General features: G+C 60.5%; 16 protein-coding genes and 1 pseudogene. 12 read left to right on the top strand and 5 right to left on the bottom strand.

Annotated features, from left to right (window positions below; translation table 11 throughout):
* Window positions 1-128: 128 nt before the first annotated feature.
* Window positions 129-2,588: a penicillin-binding protein 1A gene (locus FX984_RS28920; protein ID WP_371263358.1), complete on the bottom strand. Its 2,460-nt coding sequence runs from the start codon at window positions 2,586-2,588 to the stop codon at window positions 129-131.
* Window positions 2,589-2,809: 221 nt separating this feature from the next.
* On the opposite strand from FX984_RS28920, the gene pilM reads away from it, so the two are divergent.
* From pilM to FX984_RS28860, 11 genes and pseudogenes are all read left to right on the top strand, one after another.
* Window positions 2,810-3,466, top strand: a complete 657-nt coding sequence (pilM, locus tag FX984_RS28915; protein WP_027605008.1) for a type IV pilus biogenesis protein PilM — start codon at window positions 2,810-2,812, stop codon at window positions 3,464-3,466.
* Window positions 3,463-4,014 (top strand): PilN domain-containing protein, encoded by a 552-nt coding sequence (locus FX984_RS28910; RefSeq protein ID WP_065940788.1) that lies wholly within the window; start codon window positions 3,463-3,465, stop codon window positions 4,012-4,014. The genes pilM and FX984_RS28910 overlap by 4 nt, the downstream gene beginning before the upstream one ends.
* Window positions 4,011-4,982 carry a pilus assembly protein PilP gene (locus tag FX984_RS28905; RefSeq protein ID WP_092358753.1) on the top strand — a complete coding sequence of 324 codons (972 nt, stop codon included), beginning with the start codon at window positions 4,011-4,013 and terminating at the stop codon, window positions 4,980-4,982. The genes FX984_RS28910 and FX984_RS28905 overlap by 4 nt, the downstream gene beginning before the upstream one ends.
* 129 nt (window positions 4,983-5,111) lie before the next feature.
* Window positions 5,112-6,377, top strand: a pseudogene (locus tag FX984_RS28900) (type IV pilus secretin PilQ); the annotation flags it as partial.
* A gap of 4 nt (window positions 6,378-6,381) precedes the next feature.
* Window positions 6,382-6,900 carry a shikimate kinase AroK gene (aroK, locus tag FX984_RS28895; RefSeq protein WP_003171222.1) on the top strand — a complete coding sequence of 173 codons (519 nt, stop codon included), beginning with the start codon at window positions 6,382-6,384 and terminating at the stop codon, window positions 6,898-6,900.
* A gap of 125 nt (window positions 6,901-7,025) precedes the next feature.
* Window positions 7,026-8,126, top strand: coding sequence for a 3-dehydroquinate synthase (gene aroB / locus FX984_RS28890; RefSeq protein ID WP_027605004.1), 1,101 nt, complete (start codon window positions 7,026-7,028; stop codon window positions 8,124-8,126).
* A 10-nt stretch (window positions 8,127-8,136) separates the two neighbouring features.
* The gene (locus tag FX984_RS28885) at window positions 8,137-9,681 is read left to right on the top strand and encodes an SPOR domain-containing protein (RefSeq protein WP_027605003.1); all 1,545 of its coding nucleotides are present in this window, start codon (window positions 8,137-8,139) and stop codon (window positions 9,679-9,681) included.
* Window positions 9,682-10,032: 351 nt separating this feature from the next.
* Window positions 10,033-14,478, top strand: a complete 4,446-nt coding sequence (gltB, locus tag FX984_RS28875; protein ID WP_027605001.1) for a glutamate synthase large subunit — start codon at window positions 10,033-10,035, stop codon at window positions 14,476-14,478.
* Window positions 14,479-14,510: 32 nt separating this feature from the next.
* Window positions 14,511-15,929, top strand: a complete 1,419-nt coding sequence (locus FX984_RS28870; RefSeq protein WP_053140574.1) for an FAD-dependent oxidoreductase — start codon at window positions 14,511-14,513, stop codon at window positions 15,927-15,929.
* A gap of 242 nt (window positions 15,930-16,171) precedes the next feature.
* Window positions 16,172-17,239 (top strand): uroporphyrinogen decarboxylase, encoded by a 1,068-nt coding sequence (gene hemE, locus FX984_RS28865; RefSeq protein WP_027604999.1) that lies wholly within the window; start codon window positions 16,172-16,174, stop codon window positions 17,237-17,239.
* 195 nt (window positions 17,240-17,434) lie between these two features.
* The gene (locus FX984_RS28860; RefSeq protein ID WP_146476830.1) at window positions 17,435-18,013 is read left to right on the top strand and encodes a cytochrome b/b6 domain-containing protein; all 579 of its coding nucleotides are present in this window, start codon (window positions 17,435-17,437) and stop codon (window positions 18,011-18,013) included.
* Here the strand turns inward: FX984_RS28860 and FX984_RS28855 are convergent.
* From FX984_RS28855 to FX984_RS28845, 3 genes are all read right to left on the bottom strand, one after another.
* Entirely contained in the window at window positions 17,971-18,615 is a 645-nt protein-coding gene (locus tag FX984_RS28855) for a retron system putative HNH endonuclease (RefSeq protein ID WP_081744406.1), read from the bottom strand. The genes FX984_RS28860 and FX984_RS28855 overlap by 43 nt on opposite strands.
* Window positions 18,612-19,877, bottom strand: a complete 1,266-nt coding sequence (locus FX984_RS28850; RefSeq protein WP_146476831.1) for an AAA family ATPase — start codon at window positions 19,875-19,877, stop codon at window positions 18,612-18,614. Before FX984_RS28850 ends, FX984_RS28855 begins: the two co-directional genes overlap by 4 nt.
* A 76-nt stretch (window positions 19,878-19,953) precedes the next feature.
* Window positions 19,954-21,183: an MFS transporter gene (locus tag FX984_RS28845; protein WP_371914546.1), complete on the bottom strand. Its 1,230-nt coding sequence runs from the start codon at window positions 21,181-21,183 to the stop codon at window positions 19,954-19,956.
* A 172-nt stretch (window positions 21,184-21,355) separates the two neighbouring features.
* Between FX984_RS28845 and FX984_RS28840 the strand changes: the two genes are divergently transcribed.
* A complete protein-coding gene (locus tag FX984_RS28840; RefSeq protein ID WP_146476832.1) occupies window positions 21,356-22,249 on the top strand; it encodes a LysR family transcriptional regulator in 894 nt (297 codons plus the stop codon).
* Between the two features lie 64 nt (window positions 22,250-22,313).
* Here FX984_RS28840 and FX984_RS28835 read toward each other — a convergent pair whose 3' ends face one another.
* On the bottom strand, window positions 22,314-22,760 hold the full coding sequence (locus FX984_RS28835; RefSeq protein WP_065946649.1) for a hypothetical protein: 447 nt from the start codon (window positions 22,758-22,760) through the stop codon (window positions 22,314-22,316).
* Between the last annotated feature and the right edge of the window lie 7 nt (window positions 22,761-22,767).

Raw genomic sequence — 22,767 nt, 5'->3', positions numbered from 1 at the left:
GGAGAACCGAATGTGGGAGGGGGCTTGCCCCCGATTGCAGTGGGTCAGCTACAGATAAACTGGCTGGTCCACCGCTATCGGGGGCAAGCCCCCTCCCACATTGGATCTGTGTTTAAACACAGGCTCTGTCAGAACAGATCGATCGGCGCCGCCTCATCCGCCGGCAGCGGGCTGCCCGGTACGACGCCGTTGCCCAGTTCATTGACCGACGGCGGCGTATCTTCGCTCTTGAACAGTTCGAAGTACGCATTCGGCGTGCTCGGGGAGGCCGCACGGCCACTGACCGGGTCGATCCGCAGGCTGAGGATGCCTTCCGGCTCCGGTTGGGTGTGCAGCGGCTTATCCTTCAAGGCCGCGCCCATGTAGCTCATCCAGATCGGTAGCGCTACGGTACCGCCGAACTCGCGGCGGCCAAGGCTTTCCGGCTGGTCATAGCCGGTCCACACAGTGGTCACGTAGTCGGCGTTGTAGCCGGAGAACCAGGCATCCTTGGATTCGTTGGTGGTACCGGTCTTGCCCGCGATGTCCGCGCGCCCCAAGGCCAGGGCACGACGGCCGGTGCCTTTCTTGATTACGTCTTCCAGGATGCTGTTGAGGATATAGGTGGTACGGCCATCCACAATGCGCTCGGCCACGGCGGGTGCCTGCGGTTCGGTTGCAGCGGGGTTGGTGGCTGGCGCGGTTCCTGGGGTCGGCTCGATGGTGATACCGCCATTGCCTGGCGCCGCCAGGCCATCCGTTGCAGCGATGCCGTTGACCACATCACCCGGCACGCGTGGCGGGTTGGCGGTGAACAGGGTGTCGCCGTTGCGGCTTTCGATCTTGTCGATCAGGTACGGCGCGATCTTGTAGCCGCCGTTGGCAAAGGTGCTCCAACCGGTGGCGATTTCCATCGGCGTGAGGGTCGCGGTACCCAAGGCCAGGGACAGGTTCGGCGGCAGGTCCGACTTGTTGAAGCCAAAGCGCGTGATGTAGTCGATGGTCTTGCCGACACCCATCGCCTGCAGCAGGCGGATGGACACCAGGTTGCGTGACTTGTACAGCGCCTCACGGATACGGATAGGGCCAAGGAAAGTGTTGGTGTCGTTCTTCGGGCGCCAGACTTTGTCCAGGTACTCGTCGACGAACACGATGGGTGCATCGTTGACCAGGCTGGCGGCGGTGTAGCCGTTATCCAGGGCGGCGCTGTAGATGAACGGCTTGAAGCTCGAGCCCGGCTGGCGCTTGGCCTGGGTGGCCCGGTTGTAGTTGCTCTGCTCGAATGCGAAGCCACCCACCAGGGCGCGGATTGCACCGTTCTGCGGGTCCAGCGATACCAGGGCGCCCTGGGCCAGCGGCACCTGGCTGAATTTCAGGCTGTCGTCCTTCTGGCGTTGCACGCGGATCAGGTCACCCACTTGCGCGACATCCGACGGTTGCTTCGGCATCGGGCCCATGCTGTTGGTGTTCAGGAACGGGCGCGCCCATTTCATGCTGTCCCAGGCCACGTGGGCTTCGCCGGTGCGGGTCAGTACCTGCACGCCATCTTTCTTCACCTGGGTGACGATGGCCGGCTCCAGGCCGCTGATCGCACGCTGTTTGCCCAGCTCGGCCGTCCAGGCGCTCAGGGTCTTGCCTGGCAGGCGCGACTCAGGCCCTCGGTAGCCGTGGCGCTGGTCGTAGGTGATCAGGCCGGAATGCACGGAGTCATTGGCGATCTCCTGCAAGTCGCTCGGAACCGTCGTGGTCACGCGGAAGCCTTCGGTGTAGGCCTCGCTGCCGTAACGACCGACCATCTCGGCACGCGCCATTTCGGCGATATACGGGGCATTCACTTCCGGCGTCGGCACGTGGTAGCTGGCGTTCAACGGCTCGGCCACCGCACTTTCATAGGCGGCCTGGTCGATCTTGCCCAACTTGTACATGCGCCCCAGGATCCAGTCGCGGCGCTCTTTGCTGCGCGCCGGGTTGGCCAGGGGGTTGAAGCGCGAAGGGGCCTTGGGCAGGCCGGCAATCATCGCCATCTGCGCCAGGCTGGCGTCACGAATCGACTTGCCGTAGTAGACCTGGGAGGCCGCCTCGATCCCGTAGGCACGGTTGCCCAGGTAGATCTTGTTGACGTACAGCTCGAGGATCTCGTCCTTGGTCAGCTGACGTTCGATCTGCAATGCCAGCAGGATTTCAGTGGCTTTGCGCGAAAAACTGCGCTCGCTGGTGAGGAAGAAGTTCTTCGCCACCTGCATGGTGATGGTGCTGCCGCCGGATTGAATGTGTCCGCTTTTTACCAGTTGTGTGGCCGCACGCACCAGGCTGCTGGGGTCGACGCCATAGTGGTTGGCAAAATTATCGTCTTCGGCCGACAGCAATGCGCTGATGAAATTAGGTGGAATGTCGGCAAAACGGATCGGTGTGCGGCGCATTTCGCCGAACTCCGCGATCAGCTTTTCATCGCTGCTGTAGACCCGCAAAGGAATCTGCAACTGGATACTTCTGAGGGCCTCTACGGAGGGTAAACCCGGACTAAGGTAGAGGTAGGCCCCGCTGAGTACGAGCAGCAGCCCGCAGACGATCGCGACAATGGAGTACCCGAAAAACTTCAGCAGACGGATCAAGGCTTTTGGATTTCCAGAGAAAAGAATGGGTTACGCGTCGGGGCATGCATGGCAAACGATGGATCGACCCGAGCTGCAGATAAAAAGCGGGGAAAAACGCTGGGCATTAAAGCATTTTTCGCCTTGGGGCGTCATTCGCGCCGGCTCAACAAGTCGACCGAATGCAGGGCTTCCGGCGGCAATCAGGCGTTAAGACAGGCAAAGCTTTGGGGAGTTTTATGGGAAAGGGATTTTTCAGGCGCAAAGTCGACACCGTCCTTGGCGTCGACATCAATGAGGCAGGGATCAGGCTGGTAGAGCTGAACTGTTCAGCCAACCGTTACACCGTGCAGGGCTACGCCACACAGGCGCTGCCGGCCCAGGCGGTGGTCGACGGCGTCTGGCTGGACCTGGAAGGCATAGGCCATGCGCTGTACACGGCGCTGTCCCGGCTGCGCACGTCGGCCAGGCAGGCGGCGGTCGCCGTTTCCGGTCCTTCGGTCATTACACGGGTCATTGAAATGCAGGCGGGGCTTGGCGACGACGAAATGGCCCGGAGGATCCAGGTGGAGGCAGAGCAATACATTCCCTACCCGCTGGACGAGGTGGCGCTGGACTTTCAGGTCCAGGGGCCGTCGACGCAGGATCCCGCGCGGGTCGAGGTGTTGCTGGCCGCGTGTCTGAAGGAGCACGTCGAGGTCCGTGAAGCCGTGTTGGCCCTGGCGGGGCTGGTGCCCAGGGTGGTGGATGTCGAAGGGTTTGCATTGGCGCGCGCTTGCCGTCAGGATTTCGCCAGCTTCACGCCGGGTCATCGAGTCGATGGTGCCCAGTGGATCGTGGATGCCCCTGGGATGGGAGTCGCTTGCGGGTTGGCCCTGAGGAGTTTCGCTGGATGACACGAATCAATCTTTTGCCTTGGCGCCAGGCGCTGGCGGAGCGCAGGCGTAAATATTTCCTGATACTGCTGGTGGCGTTTGCCTGTGTCGCGCTCGCGACGGTGTGGCTGGCGGACCAGGTGATCGACCAGGCGATCGACCGGCAGGTGACGCGAAACGATCATGTGCGCAAGGACGTCGGCGTCCTGGACTCGCGTATCCAGACCATTGACGACCTCCAGGTGCAAAGCCAGCAACTGGCGGAGCGCATGAAAGTCGTGCAGGACCTGCACGATAATCGCTCCGCCGGTGCACAGCTGCTGGATCAGTTGGCCCGTGCGGTGCCCGACGGTGTGCATTTGCATGAGGTCGTGGCGAAGGGCGATACGGTGAGTATCAGCGGCAGTGCTGAATCCAGCCAGGATATTGCCCAACTGATGCGTCGCCTGGAGGCATCCGAAGGCGCCCACGCCACTCGCCTGCAGCATGTACGAACCGAAGGCACTCGCGGCAACAATGAATTCCAGTTGATGGTGCGCCAGGGAGAATCTTCCGAGGCCCAGCCATGAGCCGGTCCTGGCTCGAATTTTCCGCGCTGACTCACAATGCTGCCAAATGGCCCTTACCTGGCAGGATCTTGCTGGGCTGTGCGCTGGCCGGCGTGGTGATGCTGTTGGGCGACCTTGTGTACCTCAGCCCGTCGCGGGAGCGCTTGCGCGAGGTCGAGGTGCAGGAAGTGAGCTTGCAGCAGCAACTTGCGGAAAAAGCCGTCCTGGCTGCGGACCTTGAAGAGCGGGCTCGCCAGGTCCAGCTTATGCAGGAAAAGGTCAGCGGGCTTTTGCAGCAAATGCCCGAAGAGTCCGAAATGCCCGGCTTTCTTGAGGACATCGCCAGGATGGCGCTGGCCAACGGTTTGGTGATTGAGAGCGTCACTCCGCTGGATAAGCTGTCTAGGCCGTTCTATCACGAACAGCCCGTTCGCATCGGCGCCACCGGTACCTATCACGACCTGGCGACCTTTGTGAGTGCCCTGGGCGGCCTTTCGCGAATCGCCACGGCGCACGACATTGCCATAAGGCGGGATGGCAAGCTGCTGCGCCTTGATCTGCTGACCAAGACGTACTGGCATGAGCGACGAGGCATCAAGCGGGACGCGGCTGTCATGCAAGGGCAACCGTTTGTATACGGTGCTTCTGGTATTCGCGATCCGTTCCAGCCCATTGCCCTGCAAGTCGACCGCGCGCCAGGGCGGACGGCCGCTGCGCCGGACCTCGCTCGCCCGCGGGAAGCCTTGGAAGGCCACCCAATGGATCAGTTCGAGATGGTCGGCACGTTGTCCCGTGGGGCGCAGACCTTCGCCTTGCTGCGCCAGGCCTCGACCGTGCATCGCCTGGCAGTCGGCGACTATCTGGGGCCGGACCATGGTCGAGTTACAGCGATTCATGACGGCCATATCGAACTGGTCGAGTTGTTTCCCGATGAACAGGGGGGATGGCTGGAGCGTCCGCGAACCCTCGTGCTAAACGTCAACTCATAACGGAATCAAACAATGAAAAGGACTTTCTCGTCCTTCGGTGTGGCGCTATGGATAGCGTTCACGGCACCGATGGCTGCTGCTGTGCCCAATCGTGTGGACCTGATCCAGCTACCGCCTCCCGGCAGCGCGGATTCGGGTGTCTATAGCGGTGAAAAGTTGAACCTCAACTTCCAGGACATCGGACTACGTGCTGCCTTGCAGCAAATTGCCGACGTGGCGGGCCTCAATCTGGTGGTCGGCGATGACGTACAGGGCTCTATCACCCTGCGGCTCAAAGGCGTGCCCTGGGATCAGGCGCTGGACCTGGTGCTGCAAACCAAAGGCTTGGATAAACGGATAAAGGCTGGTGTCCTGCTGGTGGCGCCGGCCGAGGAGTTGGCTGCACGGGAACTGCTGGCGCTGGAGTCGCGCAAGCAGATGGCCGACCTGGCGCCGCTGCGCCGTGAGCTACTGCAAGTCAACCATGCCAAGGCGGCAGACCTGGCCAAGCTGTTTCAGTCGGTGAGCGGCTTTGAAGGCACGACCGATGAGCGTGGTTCAGTCGCAGTGGATGACCGCACCAATAACATCATTGCCTTCCAGACCGGCGAGCGCCTGGAAGAGTTGCGGCGGATCGTGGCGCAACTGGATGTGCCGGTGCGCCAGGTGATGATCGAAGCGCGGATTGTCGAGGCCAATGTCGACTACGACAAAAGCCTGGGCGCGCGCTGGGGTGGGCGGCTCACTCGCGGGAATTGGGCTGCCGGGGGGATCCAGAAGCCTTTGCCGGACGGTGCCCAGGCGCCGGAAAACGTGCCCGGCTCGCCATTTGTCGACCTGGGTTCACTCACGGGTACATCGGGACTGGGCATCGCCTTTATCACCGATAACCTCCTGCTGGACCTGGAACTGACCGCCATGGAGAAAACCGGCAATGGCGAAATCGTCTCGCAGCCCAAGGTGGTCACTTCCGACAAGGAAACCGCGCGCATTCTGAAGGGCACCGAAATTCCCTATCAGGAATCCACCTCCCAGGGTGCTACCTCGGTGTCGTTCAAGGAGGCGTCCCTGTCGTTGGAGGTCACGCCGCAGATCACCCCCGATGACCATGTGATCATGGTGGTCAAGGTCACCAAGGACGAGCCCGACTATCTCAACAAACTCAATGACGTACCGCCGATCAAGAAAAACGAGGTGAATGCCAAGGTGCTGGTCAAGGATGGCGAGACCATCGTCATCGGCGGGGTTTTCTCCAATACCCAAAGCAAAGTGGTAGATAAAGTGCCATTTTTGGGCGATGTGCCGTATCTTGGCCGCCTTTTCCGGCGCGATGTGCTGGCGGAGAAAAAATCCGAGCTGCTGGTATTCCTGACTCCGCGTATTATGAATAACCAGGCGATTGCTGTGAGTCGTTGATTCTGTGCGAAATTTGATTCTTGTAGGACCGATGGGGGCTGGAAAAAGCACCATCGGCCGATTGCTGGCCAAAGAGCTGCGCCTGCCATTCAAAGATTCCGACAAGGAAATTGAATTGCGCACGGGTGCCAATATCCCATGGATCTTCGATAAGGAAGGCGAGCTGGGCTTTCGCGACCGCGAGCAGGCGATGATTGCCGAGCTGTGCGGCTGCGATGGCGTGGTATTGGCCACCGGCGGCGGCGCGGTGATGCGCGATGAAAATCGGCGGGCGCTGCATGCCGGTGGTCGGGTGGTCTATCTGCATGCGTCGGTCGAGCAGCAGGTGGGGCGTACCGCTCGTGATCGCAATCGTCCTTTGCTGCGCACGGCGAACCCGGAAAAAACCTTGCGCGACCTGCTCGCGCTGCGCGATCCGCTGTATCGGGAAATCGCCGATCTGGTGGTGGAAACCGATGAGCGGCCGCCTCGGATGGTGGTTCTCGACATTCTCGAGCGCCTGCAACGGCTGCCACCCCGTTAAAGCCAGGCCCGAAATGCGCTATTCTCGGCGGCGCGCTATCACCCTGCGGGGTGTGGCGTAGAGCCATCAGGCAACGTCTGATCTCGACGTTACCGGTCGTCAATACATCTTCAACGCGGGGACACATGCAGACACTTAAGGTCGATCTAGGCGAGCGCAGCTACCCGATCCATATTGGCGAAGGTCTGCTGGACCAGCCCGAATTGCTGGCCCCGCACATTGCCGGGCGGCAAGTGGCAATCATCTCCAACGAGACGGTCGCGCCGCTGTATCTTGAGCGTCTGAGCCGCAGCCTGGCGGCGTACTCAGTGATCTCCGTGATTCTGCCCGATGGCGAAGCCCACAAGAACTGGGAAACCCTGCAACTGATCTTTGACGGCCTGCTGACCGCGCGCCATGACCGCCGAACCACCGTGATTGCCCTGGGCGGCGGTGTGATCGGCGACATGGCCGGCTTTGCAGCGGCCTGCTACCAGCGCGGCGTGGACTTTATCCAGGTGCCGACCACCCTGTTGTCCCAGGTCGATTCGTCGGTGGGCGGCAAGACCGGCATCAATCACCCCCTGGGCAAAAACATGGTCGGCGCGTTCTACCAGCCCCAGGCCGTGCTGATCGACACCGCGACCCTCAACACCTTGCCACCGCGGGAACTGTCGGCGGGCCTGGCGGAAGTCATCAAGTACGGGTTGATCTGCGACGAACCCTTCCTGGCCTGGCTGGAAGAACATGTGGACGCCCTGCGCGCACTCGACCAGGTGGCGCTCACCGAGGCGATTTCCCGCTCCTGCGCCGCCAAGGCGTTGGTGGTGAACGCCGACGAACGGGAGTCCGGTGTACGGGCCACCTTGAACCTGGGCCACACCTTCGGCCATGCGATCGAAACCCACATGGGCTATGGTGTGTGGTTGCATGGAGAGGCCGTAGCGGCTGGCACAGTGATGGCATTGGAGATGTCGCAACGTCTGGGCTGGATCAGCGCCCAGGAGCGTGATCGCGGTATTCGCCTGTTCCAGCGTGCCGGTTTGCCGGTTATCCCGCCGGAAGAGATGACCGAGGCGGACTTCCTCGAACATATGGCAATAGACAAGAAAGTGATCGACGGTCGCCTGCGACTGGTGCTGTTGCGCCATATGGGCGAAGCGGTGGTGACCGACGATTATCCGAAAGAGATTTTACAGGCCACGCTGGGAGCGGATTACCGCGCCCTGGCTCAGCTGAAAGGTTAATAAGATCCCGATGACTAGTTTGCATGCCGACGAGGCGTTCCTCGGCCATTACCAGTTAAGCCACGACCCTTTTGCTCCACGGGTGCCTGGTTTCAAATTTTTCCCGGCCCAGCGCAAGCCGGTGCTGGGGCAACTGCACCATCTCGCGCGCTACAGCCAACTGCTGCTGGTCGTCACGGGCCCGTTGGGCAGCGGCAAGACCTTGCTGCGCCAGGCCCTGGTGGCCAGCACCAACAAACAGTCCGTACAGAGCGTGGTGGTGTCGGCCCGTGGTGCCGGTGATGCGGCGGGCGTGCTGCGTCAGGTAGCCCAGGCGCTGGACGTCGCCACTGCCGAGCCGAATGCGATCCTCAAGCAGGTGGTGCAACTGGGTCTGACCGGCCAGGAAGTCTACCTGCTGGTGGATGACGCCGAGCAGCTCGACGAATCCGCCCTGGAAGCGCTGCTGGCGCTGGCGGCGGGCACGCCGGAAGGTCGCCCCCATGTGTTCCTGTTCGGTGAATCGTCGTTGATCGCCGATCTGGAGCAGATCAGCGGTGATCAGGAGCTGTTCCACGTTATCGAACTGCAGCCGTACGAAGAGGACGAAACCCGGGAATACCTGGCTCAACGCCTCGAAGGCGCAGGGCAGGGCATCGAACTTTTCTCCGCTGCGCAGATCTCTGATATTCACGAAAGCTCCGACGGCTGGCCTGGCACCATCAACCAGGTCGCCCGCGATGCCATGATCGAAGCCATGATTGCCAGCCGCTCTGCGGTCAAGCGTCCAAAGATGGGGTTCACTATGCCTAAGAAGCACGTATTGGCAATTTCCGCCGTTGTCGTGGTTGCGGTTGCCGCCGCCTGGTTGATTCCGGGTCGCAGCAAGGCACCGACCACCGCCGGTGCGCCAACCGAACAGGCGCAGTTGCCACTGGGCAAGCCCACGCCGAATGTCGAGTTCGCCAATTCCGGTCAGCCGACCAACCTGCCGATGGTGGGCCAGCCGGTGATGCGTGGCCCGCTCGCCGAAGAAGCCGGTGGTATCTCCGAAGGCGACGACGGTGTGCCGGTGGAAGGCTCCAGCGCCACACCGCCGACCGTGACCACTACTGCGCCACCTGCGGGCGTTCCCGCGGGTACGCCAGCGACCCCTGTGGCGCCAGCCGCCAAGCCGACCCCGGCACCGACCGTGGCCACTGCCAAGCCTGCGGCGCCAGTGGCGAAGCCGGCTCCGGCGCCAGCCGCCAAACCGGCGGAAAAACCGGCAGCCACCGTCGCCAAGGCCGGCAGCAGCTGGTACAGCAGCCAGCCCACCGGCAACTTCGTCGTGCAGATCCTCGGCACCAGCTCCGAAGCGAACGCCCAGGCGTTCGTGAAAGAGCAGGGCGGCGAATACCGTTATTTCAAGAAAGTGCTCAACGGCAAGCCTCTCTACGTGATCACCTACGGCAGCTTCCCAAGCCGTGCCGCAGCTGATTCCGCCATCAAAGCCTTGCCAGCGAAGGTTCAGGCTGGTAAACCTTGGCCTCGCACTGTCGCCAGCGTTCAACAAGAACTGGCAGCAACTCGCTGAAGATCCGGCGGCCTTACCCAGGCCGCCCTCCCGGCACCTCAAAAAAGATCGCAAGGCGTGCAGCCCCTCCAGGCCGCGCGCTTTGTGGTGTCTGCGTTACAGTAGCTTTTGAGTCGTAGCGGTCAGAATTAAAAAAGTTTTGACTAGCACAGCATATCGCTTTAAACCTTTCATAAATGCGACATAGATTTGCGACATTTCGTCGCTAAATTTGTGAGCGTTCGTGTCGGTGTGTACAATGACCTCCCTTTTGCCCCCGCTAAGCCGGCGTACGTTCGGCGTGGAAGGTAACCGGTTGAATTGAAAAGAAATTTGCCTCGATATAAGAGGCAGCCTGGTGAGAAAGTGTCTATGAAAGCAGGTCTGTACCAACCCGATGAATTCAAGGATAACTGCGGTTTCGGCCTGATAGCCCATATGCAGGGCGAGCCCAGTCATACCCTTTTGCAAACGGCCATCGAGGCCCTGACCTGCATGACCCACCGCGGTGGGATCAACGCCGATGGCAAGACCGGTGACGGTTGCGGCTTGCTGATTCAAAAGCCCGACCAGTTCCTGCGCGCGGTCGCCAAAGAGCATTTCGCGGTCGACCTGCCCAAGCAGTACGCCGTGGGCATGGTGTTTTTCAACCAGGACCCGGCCAAAGCCGAAGCCGCTCGCGAGAACATGAACCGCGAGATCGTCGCTGCCGGCCTGCAGCTGGTGGGCTGGCGCAAAGTGCCGATCGACACCAGCGTGCTCGGCCGCCTGGCCCTGGAGCGCCTGCCGCAGATCGAACAAGTGTTCATCGCAGGCGACGGCCTGAGCGACCAGGATATGGCGATCAAGCTGTTCACCTCCCGTCGTCGCTCGTCCGTGGCCAACGCCGCCGATGCCGACCACTACATCTGCAGTTTTTCCCACAAGACCATCATTTATAAAGGCCTGATGATGCCGGCGGACTTGACCGCCTTCTATCCAGACCTGAGCGATGAGCGCCTGCAAACCGCCATTTGCGTGTTCCACCAGCGCTTCTCCACCAACACCCTGCCGAAATGGCCGCTGGCCCAGCCATTCCGCTTCCTCGCCCACAACGGCGAGATCAACACCATCACCGGCAACCGCAACTGGGCCGTGGCCCGTCGCACCAAGTTCGCCAACGATTTGATGGACCTGGAAGAACTCGGCCCGCTGGTCAACCGTGTGGGTTCCGACTCCTCCAGCATGGACAACATGCTCGAACTGATGGTCACCGGCGGCATCGACCTGTTCCGTGGCGTGCGCATGATCATTCCGCCTGCGTGGCAGAACGTCGAGACCATGGACCCGGACCTGCGTGCATTCTACGAGTACAACTCGATGCACATGGAACCGTGGGACGGCCCGGCCGGCGTGGTCATGACCGACGGTCGCTACGCGGTGTGCCTGCTCGACCGTAACGGTCTGCGCCCGGCCCGCTGGGTCACGACCACTAACGGTTTCATCACCCTGGCCTCGGAAATCGGCGTGTGGGACTACAAGCCGGAAGACGTGATCGCCAAAGGCCGTGTAGGCCCTGGGCAGATCCTCGCCGTGGACACCGAAACTGGCCAGATCCTCGACACCGATGCCATCGACAATCGCTTGAAGTCCCGTCACCCGTACAAGCAATGGCTGCGCAAGAACGCCCTGCGCATCCAGGCGACCATGGAAGACAACGACCACGGTTCGGCGTTCTACGACATCGACCAGCTCAAGCAGTACATGAAGATGTACCAGGTCACGTTCGAAGAGCGCGACCAGGTGCTGCGCCCGCTCGGCGAGCAAGGCTACGAGGCGGTCGGCTCCATGGGCGATGACACGCCGATGGCCGTGCTGTCCCAGCGCGTGCGCACGCCGTACGACTATTTCCGCCAGCAGTTCGCCCAGGTGACCAACCCACCGATCGACCCGCTGCGCGAAGCCATCGTGATGTCCCTGGAAGTCTGCCTCGGTGCCGAGCGCAACATCTTCCAGGAGTCGCCTGAGCACGCCTCCCGCGTGATCCTCAGCTCGCCGGTCGTTTCCCCGGCCAAGTGGCGTTCGCTGATGACCCTGGAGCGCCCGGGTTTCGACCGCCAGATCATCGACCTGAACTACGACGAGAGCCTCGGCCTTGAAGCCGCTGTGCGCAACGTCGCCGACCAGGCCGAAGAAGCCGTGCGCGCCGGGCGTACCCAGATCGTGCTGACCGACCGTCATATCGCTCCAGGCAAGTTGCCGATCCACGCTTCGCTGGCCACCGGCGCGGTGCACCACCGCCTGACCGAAAAAGGCCTGCGCTGCGACTCCAACATCCTCGTGGAAACCGCCACCGCCCGCGACCCGCACCACTTTGCGGTGTTGATCGGCTTCGGCGCCTCGGCGGTGTACCCGTTCCTCGCTTATGAAGTGCTGGGTGACCTGATCCGTACCGGTGAAGTACTGGGCGACCTCTACGAGGTGTTCAAGAACTACCGTAAGGGCATCACCAAGGGCCTGCTGAAGATCCTGTCGAAGATGGGTATCTCCACCGTCACCTCCTACCGTGGCGCGCAGCTGTTCGAAGCCATCGGCCTGTCGGAAGAAGTTTGCGAGCTGAGCTTCCGTGGCGTGCCGAGCCGCATCAAGGGTGCGCGGTTCGTCGACATCGAAGCCGAACAGAAAGCCCTGGCCGCCGAAGCCTGGAGCGCGCGCAAGCCGATCCAGCAAGGTGGCCTGCTCAAGTTCGTGCACGGTGGCGAATACCACGCCTACAACCCGGACGTGGTGAGCACCCTGCAAGCCGCCGTGCAGCAGGGCGACTACGCCAAGTTCAAGGAATACACCGCGCTGGTGGATAACCGCCCGGTGTCGATGATCCGCGACCTGTTCAAGGTGAAGACCCTGGATACGCCGCTGGCCATCAGCGAAATCGAACCGCTGGAATCGATCCTCAAGCGCTTCGACTCTGCCGGTATTTCCCTCGGTGCCTTGTCCCCTGAGGCCCACGAAGCCCTGGCCGAAGCCATGAACCGCCTGGGCGCGCGTTCCAACTCCGGTGAAGGCGGTGAAGACCCGGCGCGCTACGGCACGATCAAGAGCTCGAAAATCAAGCAGGTTGCCACTGGCCGTTTCGGTGTGACCCCGGAATACCTGGTCAATGCCGAAGTGCTGCAGATCAAGGTGGCCCAGGGCGCCAAGCCCGGTGAGGGCGGCCAGCTGCCGGGCGGCAAGGTCAATGGCCTGATCGCCAAGCTGCGTTATGCGGTACCGGGCGTGACCCTGATCTCGCCCCCGCCGCACCACGACATCTACTCGATTGAAGATTTGTCGCAGCTGATTTTCGACCTGAAACAAGTCAACCCGCAGGCCCTGGTCTCGGTGAAACTGGTCGCAGAAGCGGGCGTCGGTACCATCGCCGCCGGCGTGGCCAAGGCCTATGCCGACCTGATCACCATCTCCGGCTACGACGGCGGCACCGGCGCATCGCCGCTGACCTCGATCAAGTACGCCGGCGCACCGTGGGAACTGGGCCTGGCGGAAACCCACCAGACCCTGCGCGGCAACGATCTGCGCGGCAAAGTGCGGGTGCAGACCGACGGTGGCCTGAAAACCGGCCTCGACGTGATCAAGGCCGCCATCCTCGGCGCCGAGAGCTTCGGCTTCGGCACCGCGCCGATGATCGCCCTGGGCTGCAAATACCTGCGCATCTGCCACCTGAACAACTGCGCCACCGGCGTCGCCACTCAGAACGAAAAGCTGCGCAAGGATCACTACATCGGCACCGTCGACATGGTGGTGAATTTCTTCACTTACGTCGCCGAAGAAACCCGTGAGTGGCTGGCCAAGCTGGGCGTGCGTTCCCTGGAAGAGCTGATCGGTCGCACCGACCTGCTGGACATCCTCGAAGGCCAGACCGCCAAGCAACAGCACCTGGACCTGACGCCGTTGTTGGGCAGCGATCATATCCCTGCAGACAAGCCACAATTCTGCCAGGTGGATCGCAACCCGCCGTTCGACAAAGGCCTGCTGGCCGAGAAAATGGTCGAGATGGCCGGTTCCTCGATCAACGACGCCATTGGTGGCGAATTCGCCCTGGATATCTGCAACTGCGACCGTTCCATCGGCGCACGCATCTCCGGCGAAATTGCGCGCAAGCACGGCAACCAGGGCATGGCCAAGGCGCCGATCACGTTCCGCTTCAAGGGCACTGCGGGCCAGAGCTTCGGCGTGTGGAACGCCGGCGGCCTGCACATGTACCTGGAAGGCGACGCCAACGACTACGTAGGCAAGGGCATGACCGGCGGCAAGCTGGTCATCGTTCCGCCCAAAGGCAGCGTCTACAAGACCCAGGACAGTGCCATCATCGGCAACACCTGCCTGTACGGCGCCACCGGTGGCAAGCTGTTCGCCGCCGGTACGGCCGGTGAGCGTTTCGCCGTGCGTAACTCCGGTGCCCACACCGTGGTGGAAGGCACGGGCGATCACTGCTGCGAGTACATGACCGGTGGCTTTGTCGCGGTACTGGGCAAGACCGGTTACAACTTCGGTTCGGGCATGACCGGCGGTTTCGCCTACGTGCTCGACCAGGACAACACCTTCGTCGACAAGGTCAACCACGAGTTGGTCGAGATCCAGCGGATCAGCGGCGAAGCCATGGAATCCTACCGGAACCACTTGCAGCACGTGCTGGACGAGTACGTCGAGGAGACCGGCAGCGAATGGGGTCGTAACCTCGCTGAAAACCTCGATGATTACCTGCGTCGTTTCTGGCTGGTCAAGCCCAAGGCTGCCAACCTGAAATCGTTGCTTTCCAGCATCCGTGCCAACCCGCAGTGATATGCGCCTGAAGAGTTTGATGAGGTTTTAACATGGCTGAACGTCTGAATAACGACTTCCAGTTCATCGATGTCGGGCGCAAAGATCCGAAGAAGAAACTGTTGCGTCAACGCAAGAAAGAGTTCGTGGAAATCTACGAACCCTTCAAACCCCAGCATTCGGCCGACCAGGCCCATCGCTGCCTGGGTTGCGGTAACCCGTATTGCGAATGGAAGTGCCCGGTGCACAACTTCATTCCCAACTGGCTCAAGCTGGTGGCCGAGGGCAACATCCTCGCCGCCGCCGAGCTGTCCCACCAGACCAACACCCTGCCGGAAGTCTGCGGCCGGGTGTGCCCGCAGGACCGTCTGTGCGAGGGTGCCTGCACCCTGAACGACGGTTTCGGCGCGGTGACCATCGGTTCGGTGGAGAAGTACATCACCGATACCGCGTTCGCCATGGGCTGGCGTCCGGACATGTCCAAGGTCAAGCCGACCGGCAAGCGTGTCGCGATCATCGGTGCGGGCCCGGCGGGCCTGGGCTGTGCCGACGTGCTGGTGCGCGGCGGCGTGACCCCGGTGGTGTTCGACAAGAACCCGGAAATCGGCGGCCTGCTGACCTTCGGCATCCCCGAGTTCAAGCTGGAAAAGACCGTGTTGAGCAATCGCCGCGAAGTCTTCACCGGCATGGGCATCGAGTTCCGCCTGAACACTGAAATCGGCAAAGACGTGACCATGGAGCAACTGCTCGAAGAATACGATGCGGTGTTCATGGGCATGGGCACCTACACCTACATGAAGGGCGGTTTTGCCGGTGAGGATTTGCCGGGCGTGTATGACGCGCTCGACTTCCTGATCGCCAACGTCAACCGCAACCTGGGCTTTGAAAAGTCGCCGGAAGACTTCGTCGACATGAAAGGCAAAAAGGTCGTGGTCCTCGGCGGTGGCGACACGGCGATGGACTGCAACCGTACGTCGATCCGCCAGGGCGCCAAGTCGGTGACCTGTGCGTATCGCCGTGACGAAGCCAACATGCCCGGCTCGCGCAAAGAGGTGAAGAACGCCAAGGAAGAAGGTGTGAAGTTCCTCTACAACCGTCAGCCGATCGCCATCGTCGGTGAAGACCGCGTCGAAGGCGTGAAGGTGGTCGAGACCCGTCTCGGCGAACCGGACGCCCGTGGCCGTCGCAGCCCCGAGCCGATCCCGGGCTCCGAAGAGATCATCCCGGCCGACGCCGTGGTCATCGCCTTCGGCTTCCGTCCAAGCCCGGCGCCGTGGTTCGAGCAGTTCGAGATCCAGACCGACAGCCAGGGCCGCGTTGTCGCCCCGGAACAAGGCCAGTACAAGCACCAGACCAGCAACCCGAAAATCTTCGCCGGTGGCGACATGGTGCGCGGCTCTGACCTGGTGGTGACGGCGATCTTCGAAGGCCGCAATGCCGCCGAAGGGATCCTGGACTACCTGCAAGTCTGACCCTGATCCCAGGTTGAAAGGAGATCAAAATGTGGGAGGGGCTTGCTGTGGTGAGCGGGCTTGTCCCGCGCCGGGCTGCGAAGCAGCCCCTTTGATCTGCGGTGAACCCGACGGGGGGCAAGCCCCCTCACCACAGCTAGCTACCGCGACAAATTGACCCGATAGACAAAAGGCACCGCTCTTGCCGTGCCTTTTGCGTCGCGCTCTGAGAAAATGCCCGCACTTTTTTTGCGGATGCCGACATGACTGCCCTCAAGAACGACCGTTTCCTTCGTGCCCTGCTCAAGCAACCCGTGGACGTCACCCCTGTGTGGATGATGCGCCAGGCCGGTCGCTACCTGCCGGAATACCGCGCCAGTCGCGCCCACGCTGGCGACTTCATGAGCCTGTGCATGAACCCGGAGTTCGCCTGCGAAGTCACGCTGCAGCCACTGGATCGCTACCCGCAACTGGATGCGGCCATCCTCTTCTCCGACATCCTCACCATCCCCGACGCCATGGGCCAAGGCCTGTACTTCGAGACCGGTGAAGGCCCGCGTTTCAAGAAAGTCATCAGCACCCTGGCCGATATCGAAGCCCTACCGATCCCCGACCCGCACAAAGACCTCGGCTACGTGATGGACGCCGTCAGCACCATCCGCCGCGAGCTGAACGGCCGCGTGCCGCTGATCGGCTTCTCCGGCAGCCCATGGACCCTGGCCACCTACATGGTCGAAGGCGGCTCGTCGAAAGACTTCCGCAAGACCAAGGCCATGCTCTACGACAACCCGCAAGCCATGCACCTGTTGCTGGACAAGCTGGCCCAGTCGGTCACCTCCTACCTCAACGGCCAGATCATGGCCGGTGCGCAAGCCGTGCAGATCTTCGATACCTGGGGTGGCAACCTGTCGGCGGCGGCGTACCAGGAATTCTCCCTGGCCTACATGCGCAAGATCGTCAGCGGCCTGATCCGTGAACACGAAGGCCGTAAAGTGCCGGTCATCCTGTTCACCAAGGGCGGTGGCCTGTGGCTTGAAAGCATCGCCGACGCTGGCGCGGATGCACTGGGCCTGGATTGGACCTGCGATATCGGCGAAGCCCGTCGTCGTGTCGGTGGCAAGGTCGCGCTGCAAGGCAACATGGACCCGACCGTGCTGTACGCCAAGCCGGAAGCGATCCGCACCGAAGTCGGCCGCATCCTGGCCAGCTACGGTACAGGCAGTGGCCACGTGTTCAACCTCGGCCATGGCATCACTCCGGAAGTGAACCCGGACCATGCGGGTGCCTTCCTGCAGGCCGTGCACGAGCTGTCAGCGCAATACCACCCGTAATACTCCCGCCTGAATCGGATCCCCCTTTGCCTGGCGAAGGGGGATTCGCTGCGTTTCAGCGTTCGTTAAGTCCTGCCTTGGTAATGTGGATGCTTTGGGATTTCTCCTACAGCCTCCGGTAACTTGCCTCGGTAAAAATCCTACCCGACTCTTCCTCTCGCCAGTGCATGGCGTTCATTGTCAGGTGATCTCAGGATGAACACTTCAGCGTATTCAACGAGCCAGAAACTGCTGCATTGGGTTTCGGCTGTCATTATTGTGTGGGCGTTATTGTCGGGTTTTTTCGTGGCTGTATTCAGCGTGCCCGCCTCGGTCAAGGCGTGGGTGGCGTTCTTCAATGTGTCGCTGACCACTGTCTATATTCCGGTGTTTGTCTTGCGGGTCTATTGTTCCTTTGCCCACGGCCTGGACTTTTCCGTCAAGCGAACACCGCAGGAATACCTGGCGTTGCTGGTTCACAAGGCCATGTACCTGGTGCTCGCCGCGGTGTTGGCGACCGGCGTGCTGATGATGGATCGCCCGATCAATATCTTTAACCTGCTCTCCATCGCCCCCCTCGACCACGACCCGGCCCGCATCGCCCTGTATACCCGTGTGCATGTGCTCTCGTGTGTGGGGTTGCTGCTGATGCTGGTCCTGCATATCGGCGCCGTAGTCATGCATGAGCGCCGGGGCAAGCGGGTGATGGCGCGGATGTCTTTTGAGAAGACATCCGGTGCTGTGCTCGGGGATCAGGGTGTCAGAATTTGTTCTGCAAATCGTGCAACCACATGATCGAAGGCTTGCTGATTACCGAGTTCTGTCGCGCGTAATGCAGTCGTAATGGTTTTGAAGTCCTCGTCAGTGGCCTGGGCAACAAATGCCGGATCGAATACGCGCTCTAAGGCATCTTGGCGGCGGTTGTTCAGATAGGCGATATCCAAGGCTAGGACTTCGATCATTTTTGTTGCTGGCGAGTCATTGGTATCTGTCGCTTGGATTTGCCCCGTCAATAGATAGCGGAAGCGCAGTTCACAACCGTCCTCGGTGGGCGAGATATGTTCAGCTTCATCAAACCAATTGCCTTTGACGTGCCCGCAATGCAAAGGCGAACCGGGCTTGGTTTCCCTGATGCAGGAGGCATGAAGGTTTTGGTATTCAAGCGCCAGCTCTTCGAAATGCTCCTGGGGACGGAAGTGTTCGATGTGGCTGGATGCAGCATCAATATCTCTGCCGCAGTAACAACAAAAGCCACCTTGTTCCAGCAATAAGCTGACATGCAGTTCACGTTTTTCGGGATTCTGCAGCGTAGAGTATGTGGGTACCCATTCGTCGTTGATTGAAGCTTTCCACTGACTAAAAGAAGCAGGTTCAGTTCCTTTGAACACTTGTTTCATTTTCTGAGTATCTCCTTGCGGCGAATCAGCGCTTGGGCACCAGCAAATTCGGGTAGGTCTGGCGCTAGTTTTTTAAGTGCTTGGAGCTGGGTTTTGGCCTTTTCCAGTTCGTTATCTTCGATGGTGCTGAATAGTTCGCTTAGAAGTACTTCTACTTTTGGCTCGCGCTCGGAGACACCCATGACTTCTTCAAGGATTCGGCTGGAGTCTAACCCATAAGTAACGCGGGGATGAGAGGGGGATTCATTAGTTAAGAGAATGACTTCTCCTGGCCTGAGACTACCAATAATTTGAGGCGAGTGACTGGCTGCGATGAATTGGATTTTAGGGAATAGTTTTTTCAAAGTCGAAGCTATTGTCCGCTGCCATCCAGGGTGCAAGTGGATGTCCAGTTCGTCGATTATGACAATTCCAGTTGTCTCTTCTAAAACTTTATTTTTTAAGTGTGGATTGAGTAGGCACATTCGCCGAGCTATGTCAGAAACCATTGCCAGCATGCCGCGCTGTCCATCGCTCAAACTGTTAAAAGTTAAGCTTCTATTGTTTTCAAAATGCACCAGTAAGCTGCGAATACCAAGGTCGTACTCAATCCCTTTTGCGTCAGGTAGAGCGTGGGTCAGCGCTGAATTTATCAGTTGGAGCTCGTCATTGAACTTGGGTGATGCTGTGGAACGAGACATTTTCTGAAGGCGTTCTAAGGTTTTTCCAATAAGCCAGCTTTCAAATGTTTCTAGATTTGCAGAGGCATCAAACCAGTCTTTGTAGGCGTCTAGTCTTGAGGGTTGTTGGCGTGCTGCGAATTCAACAGATATATCAGACGAATTCCATCGGCGGTCAGCTCGATAAAAAGCCATGAGCGGGAGATCAACAATGTTTTTTGATGATGGGTTGAGGATATCAATTGAACTGTTGAGTACTGGGATATCAAAGACCTTGAGTTGACCTTCACGTACCAACGATTCATTCCAAGCCGCGCGGCCGAAAGCGGAGCCGACAGCATCCAGTGTCACGGGATATATACGTTCAAACCTATAGCGACCCTCGAACTCTTGGATTTCGAACCTTGCATCTTGGTTTGAGATCTGAAGAGCCGCTCCCCCCAATGACGATGAAAACGAATACAGGCTTGCCGCCACCGCCTGCAACAACGAAGTCTTACCGCTCCCATTAACCCCCACCACCAGGTTAAAACCCGGCTGAAAGTCAAAAGTGGCATCTTCGTAGCAACGAAAATTCTGAATATGAAGCTGGTCCAGGCGCATTCTGGCTTTCCTTTACCAAGACTGACGAATGCCGACAGTGTACCTTGGCCCGCCGGAACCGCCAGAGGTGCAGGTGTTACGCGCTTTTTGCGCTCCCCAACGGCGGCAACTTCGCCAACTTCAACGCCACCAGCAACGCACCCATCAACAGCGCCACGATAAACGCGCCGATGCCGTTCCATCCGCCGAAGTGCCAGAAGAAGCCGCCCGCTGTCCCGGCGATGCTTGAGCCTACGTAATAGCAAAAAAGATACAGCGACGACGCCTGCCCCTTGGCTTTCACCGCGCGGCGCCCGATCCAACTGCTGGCCACCGAGTGGGCGCCAAAGAAGCCGAAGGTGAAGATCAGCATGCCCGGCACCACCAGCCACAGTGGGGTGAACAGGGTCAGGGCCATGCCGCCGAGCATCAGCACGATGGTGGCCCAGAGCACGCGGCGGCGGCCGAGGCGGTCGGCCAGGGAGCCGATTTTCGCCGAGCTGTAGATGCCCGAGAGGTACACCAGCGACAGCAGGCCCACCAAGGCCTGGCTCAGGCCATACGGGTCGGCCAGCAGGCGATAGCCGATGTAGTTGAACATCGTCACGAATGCGCCCATCAGCAGGAAGGCTTCAAGGAACAGCCACGGCAGGCCGGCATCCTTGAAATGCATGACGAAGCCATCCACCAGGCTGCGCGGCTTGAGGCTGCTGGCGCGGAAGTTGCGCGATTCGGGGAGGATCTTCCAGAACACCGTGGCGGCAATCAGCGCCAGGGCGCCGATGATCAGCATTGCGGTGTGCCAGCTGACGAAGTCGATCAGTACACCGATGATCAGGCGTCCGCTCATGCCCCCGATGGCGTTGCCGCCGATGTACAGGCCCATGGCCAGGCCAATGTGCTGGGGGTGGATTTCTTCGCTCAGGTACGTCATCGCCACGGCAGCCAGTCCGCTCAAGGACAGGCCCACCAGCGCACGCATCAGCAGAATCCCTTCCCAGGACGGCATCAGGCCGCTGGCGATGGTCGCCAGCGCGGCGCAAAACAACGCGGCGACCATCACCGGTTTGCGGCCCAGGGTGTCGGAAATCGGCCCGGTAATCAGCAAACCCAGCGCCAGCATCGCCGTCGCCACTGAGAGGATCAGGCTGCTTTGTGCCGCATTGATCGAGAACTCGTGGGACAGCGCCGGCATCATCGGCTGTACGCAATACAGCAGGGCGAACGTGGCGAAGCCGCCGGAGAACAGCGCCAGCACCGTGCGCATGAACATCGGCGTGCCTTTTTCGATGTATGCGTCATTGAGCTGCGCCACCACCTCATCCAGGGCGGTGGGCGGGACGTCTTGGGCGAATGGAGCGACAGCAGATTTCACGGAGACCTCGGGGAGGAAAAGCCTGCCAGGACTGGCAATGCAAAAAAGAATATAGCTGGCTAATGATTCTTTCCAATATATTGTTCGACCCGTTTGATAGCTTTTACGACCTAATGAGGCTGGCATGGAACTACGTCACCTGCGGTACTTCATTGCCGTTGCCGAAGAACTGCACTTTGGCCGTGCCGCGCAGGTGCTGGGCATCTCGCAACCGCCATTGAGCCAGCAGATCCAGGCACTGGAGCAGGAGGTGGGCGCGCGCTTGTTTGAGCGTACCAATCGTCGGGTCGAACTGAGCGAGGCCGGGCGCTTGTTCCTGCACGAGGCGCGGCTGGTACTGGCCCAGGTCGACAAGGCGGCGGATGTGGCCCGCCGTGCGCAGTTGGGGGAGCTGGGCGAGTTGAAGATCGGCTTCACCTCGTCGGCGCCGTTCAACTCCACGATTCCGCAGGCGATCTTCGCGTTTCGCCAAGCCTTCCCGGCGGTGCACCTGAACCTGCAGGAAATGAGCAGCACCGAAGTGGCCGAATCGCTGGTGGATGAGTCGATCCAGGTTGGGCTGATGCGTCCGCTGCCGTTGCCGGACTCATTGAGTGTGATTGAGCTGATGCGCGAACCGCTGGTTGCCGTATTAAACGCTGACCACCCCTTAGTGGAGGGCAGTGAGCGTGGCCTGCACCTTGCGCAACTGGCGGAGGAACCCTTTGTATTTTTCCCTCGCACCTACGGCAGTGGCCTGTACGCCCAACTGCTCAACCTGGCCCGTGATGCCGGCTTCAGCCCGCACTTCGCCCAGGAAGCGGGGGAGGCGATGACCATCATCGGGTTGGTGGCGGCGGGCTTGGGCGTGTCGGTGCTGCCGGCGTCGTACCAACGGATACGCATCGATGGCGTGGTCTATCGCACCTTGTTGGATCAGGAGGCGGTGACGGCGGTATGGCTGGTGCAGCGCAAAGGCGCACAAACGCCGATGGCGCAGGCGTTTGTGGAGTTGTTGACGCGCAAGGCGGTGCAATAACTCACCGCCAACGGGCTCTCTGTGGCAAGCCCGCTCGCCACAGAGGATGTGCCCGGCCTTGGTTTTACTTCGACGTTCCCGTCTGCTCAAACAACTGCGCTGCCGACCCTGCCTCACCACTCACGCCATTGCTGCGCAGTCCCGCCATGATGTCGCTGTCCAGGTTGTTCACCCAACGGTTGTAGTTGCGATGGATCTTGCCGTCCTTGTAGCCCAGTTGGCGGCTGTCGCGGTAGGTGATGGCGTAGCTGTTGCGGGTGTAGCGGATGTCGATGGCCGCGTAGTACTGGTTGCGCACGATGATTTCGGCCTGTACCAGTTGCGGGCTCAGGCGTTGCACTGTCCAATCGCGTTTTTGCAGGGCGTTGACGATCACCTTTTTCATCTTTTCTTCGCTGACCTGGGCGTCGGCCGGCAGGTCGTGCTGGGTGTTGAGGACCGGCTTGCTGGTGCAGCCGGCGGTGACCAGCAGAGCCAGGGTGATCAGGGTGACGCGTAGCAAGGAAGACATTCCGTAT

Origin of the sequence: Pseudomonas marginalis (genome assembly GCF_008692035.1) — a bacterium.
Taxonomy (GTDB): domain Bacteria; phylum Pseudomonadota; class Gammaproteobacteria; order Pseudomonadales; family Pseudomonadaceae; genus Aquipseudomonas; species Aquipseudomonas marginalis.
This window is presented reverse-complemented; position numbering and strand designations above follow the sequence as displayed.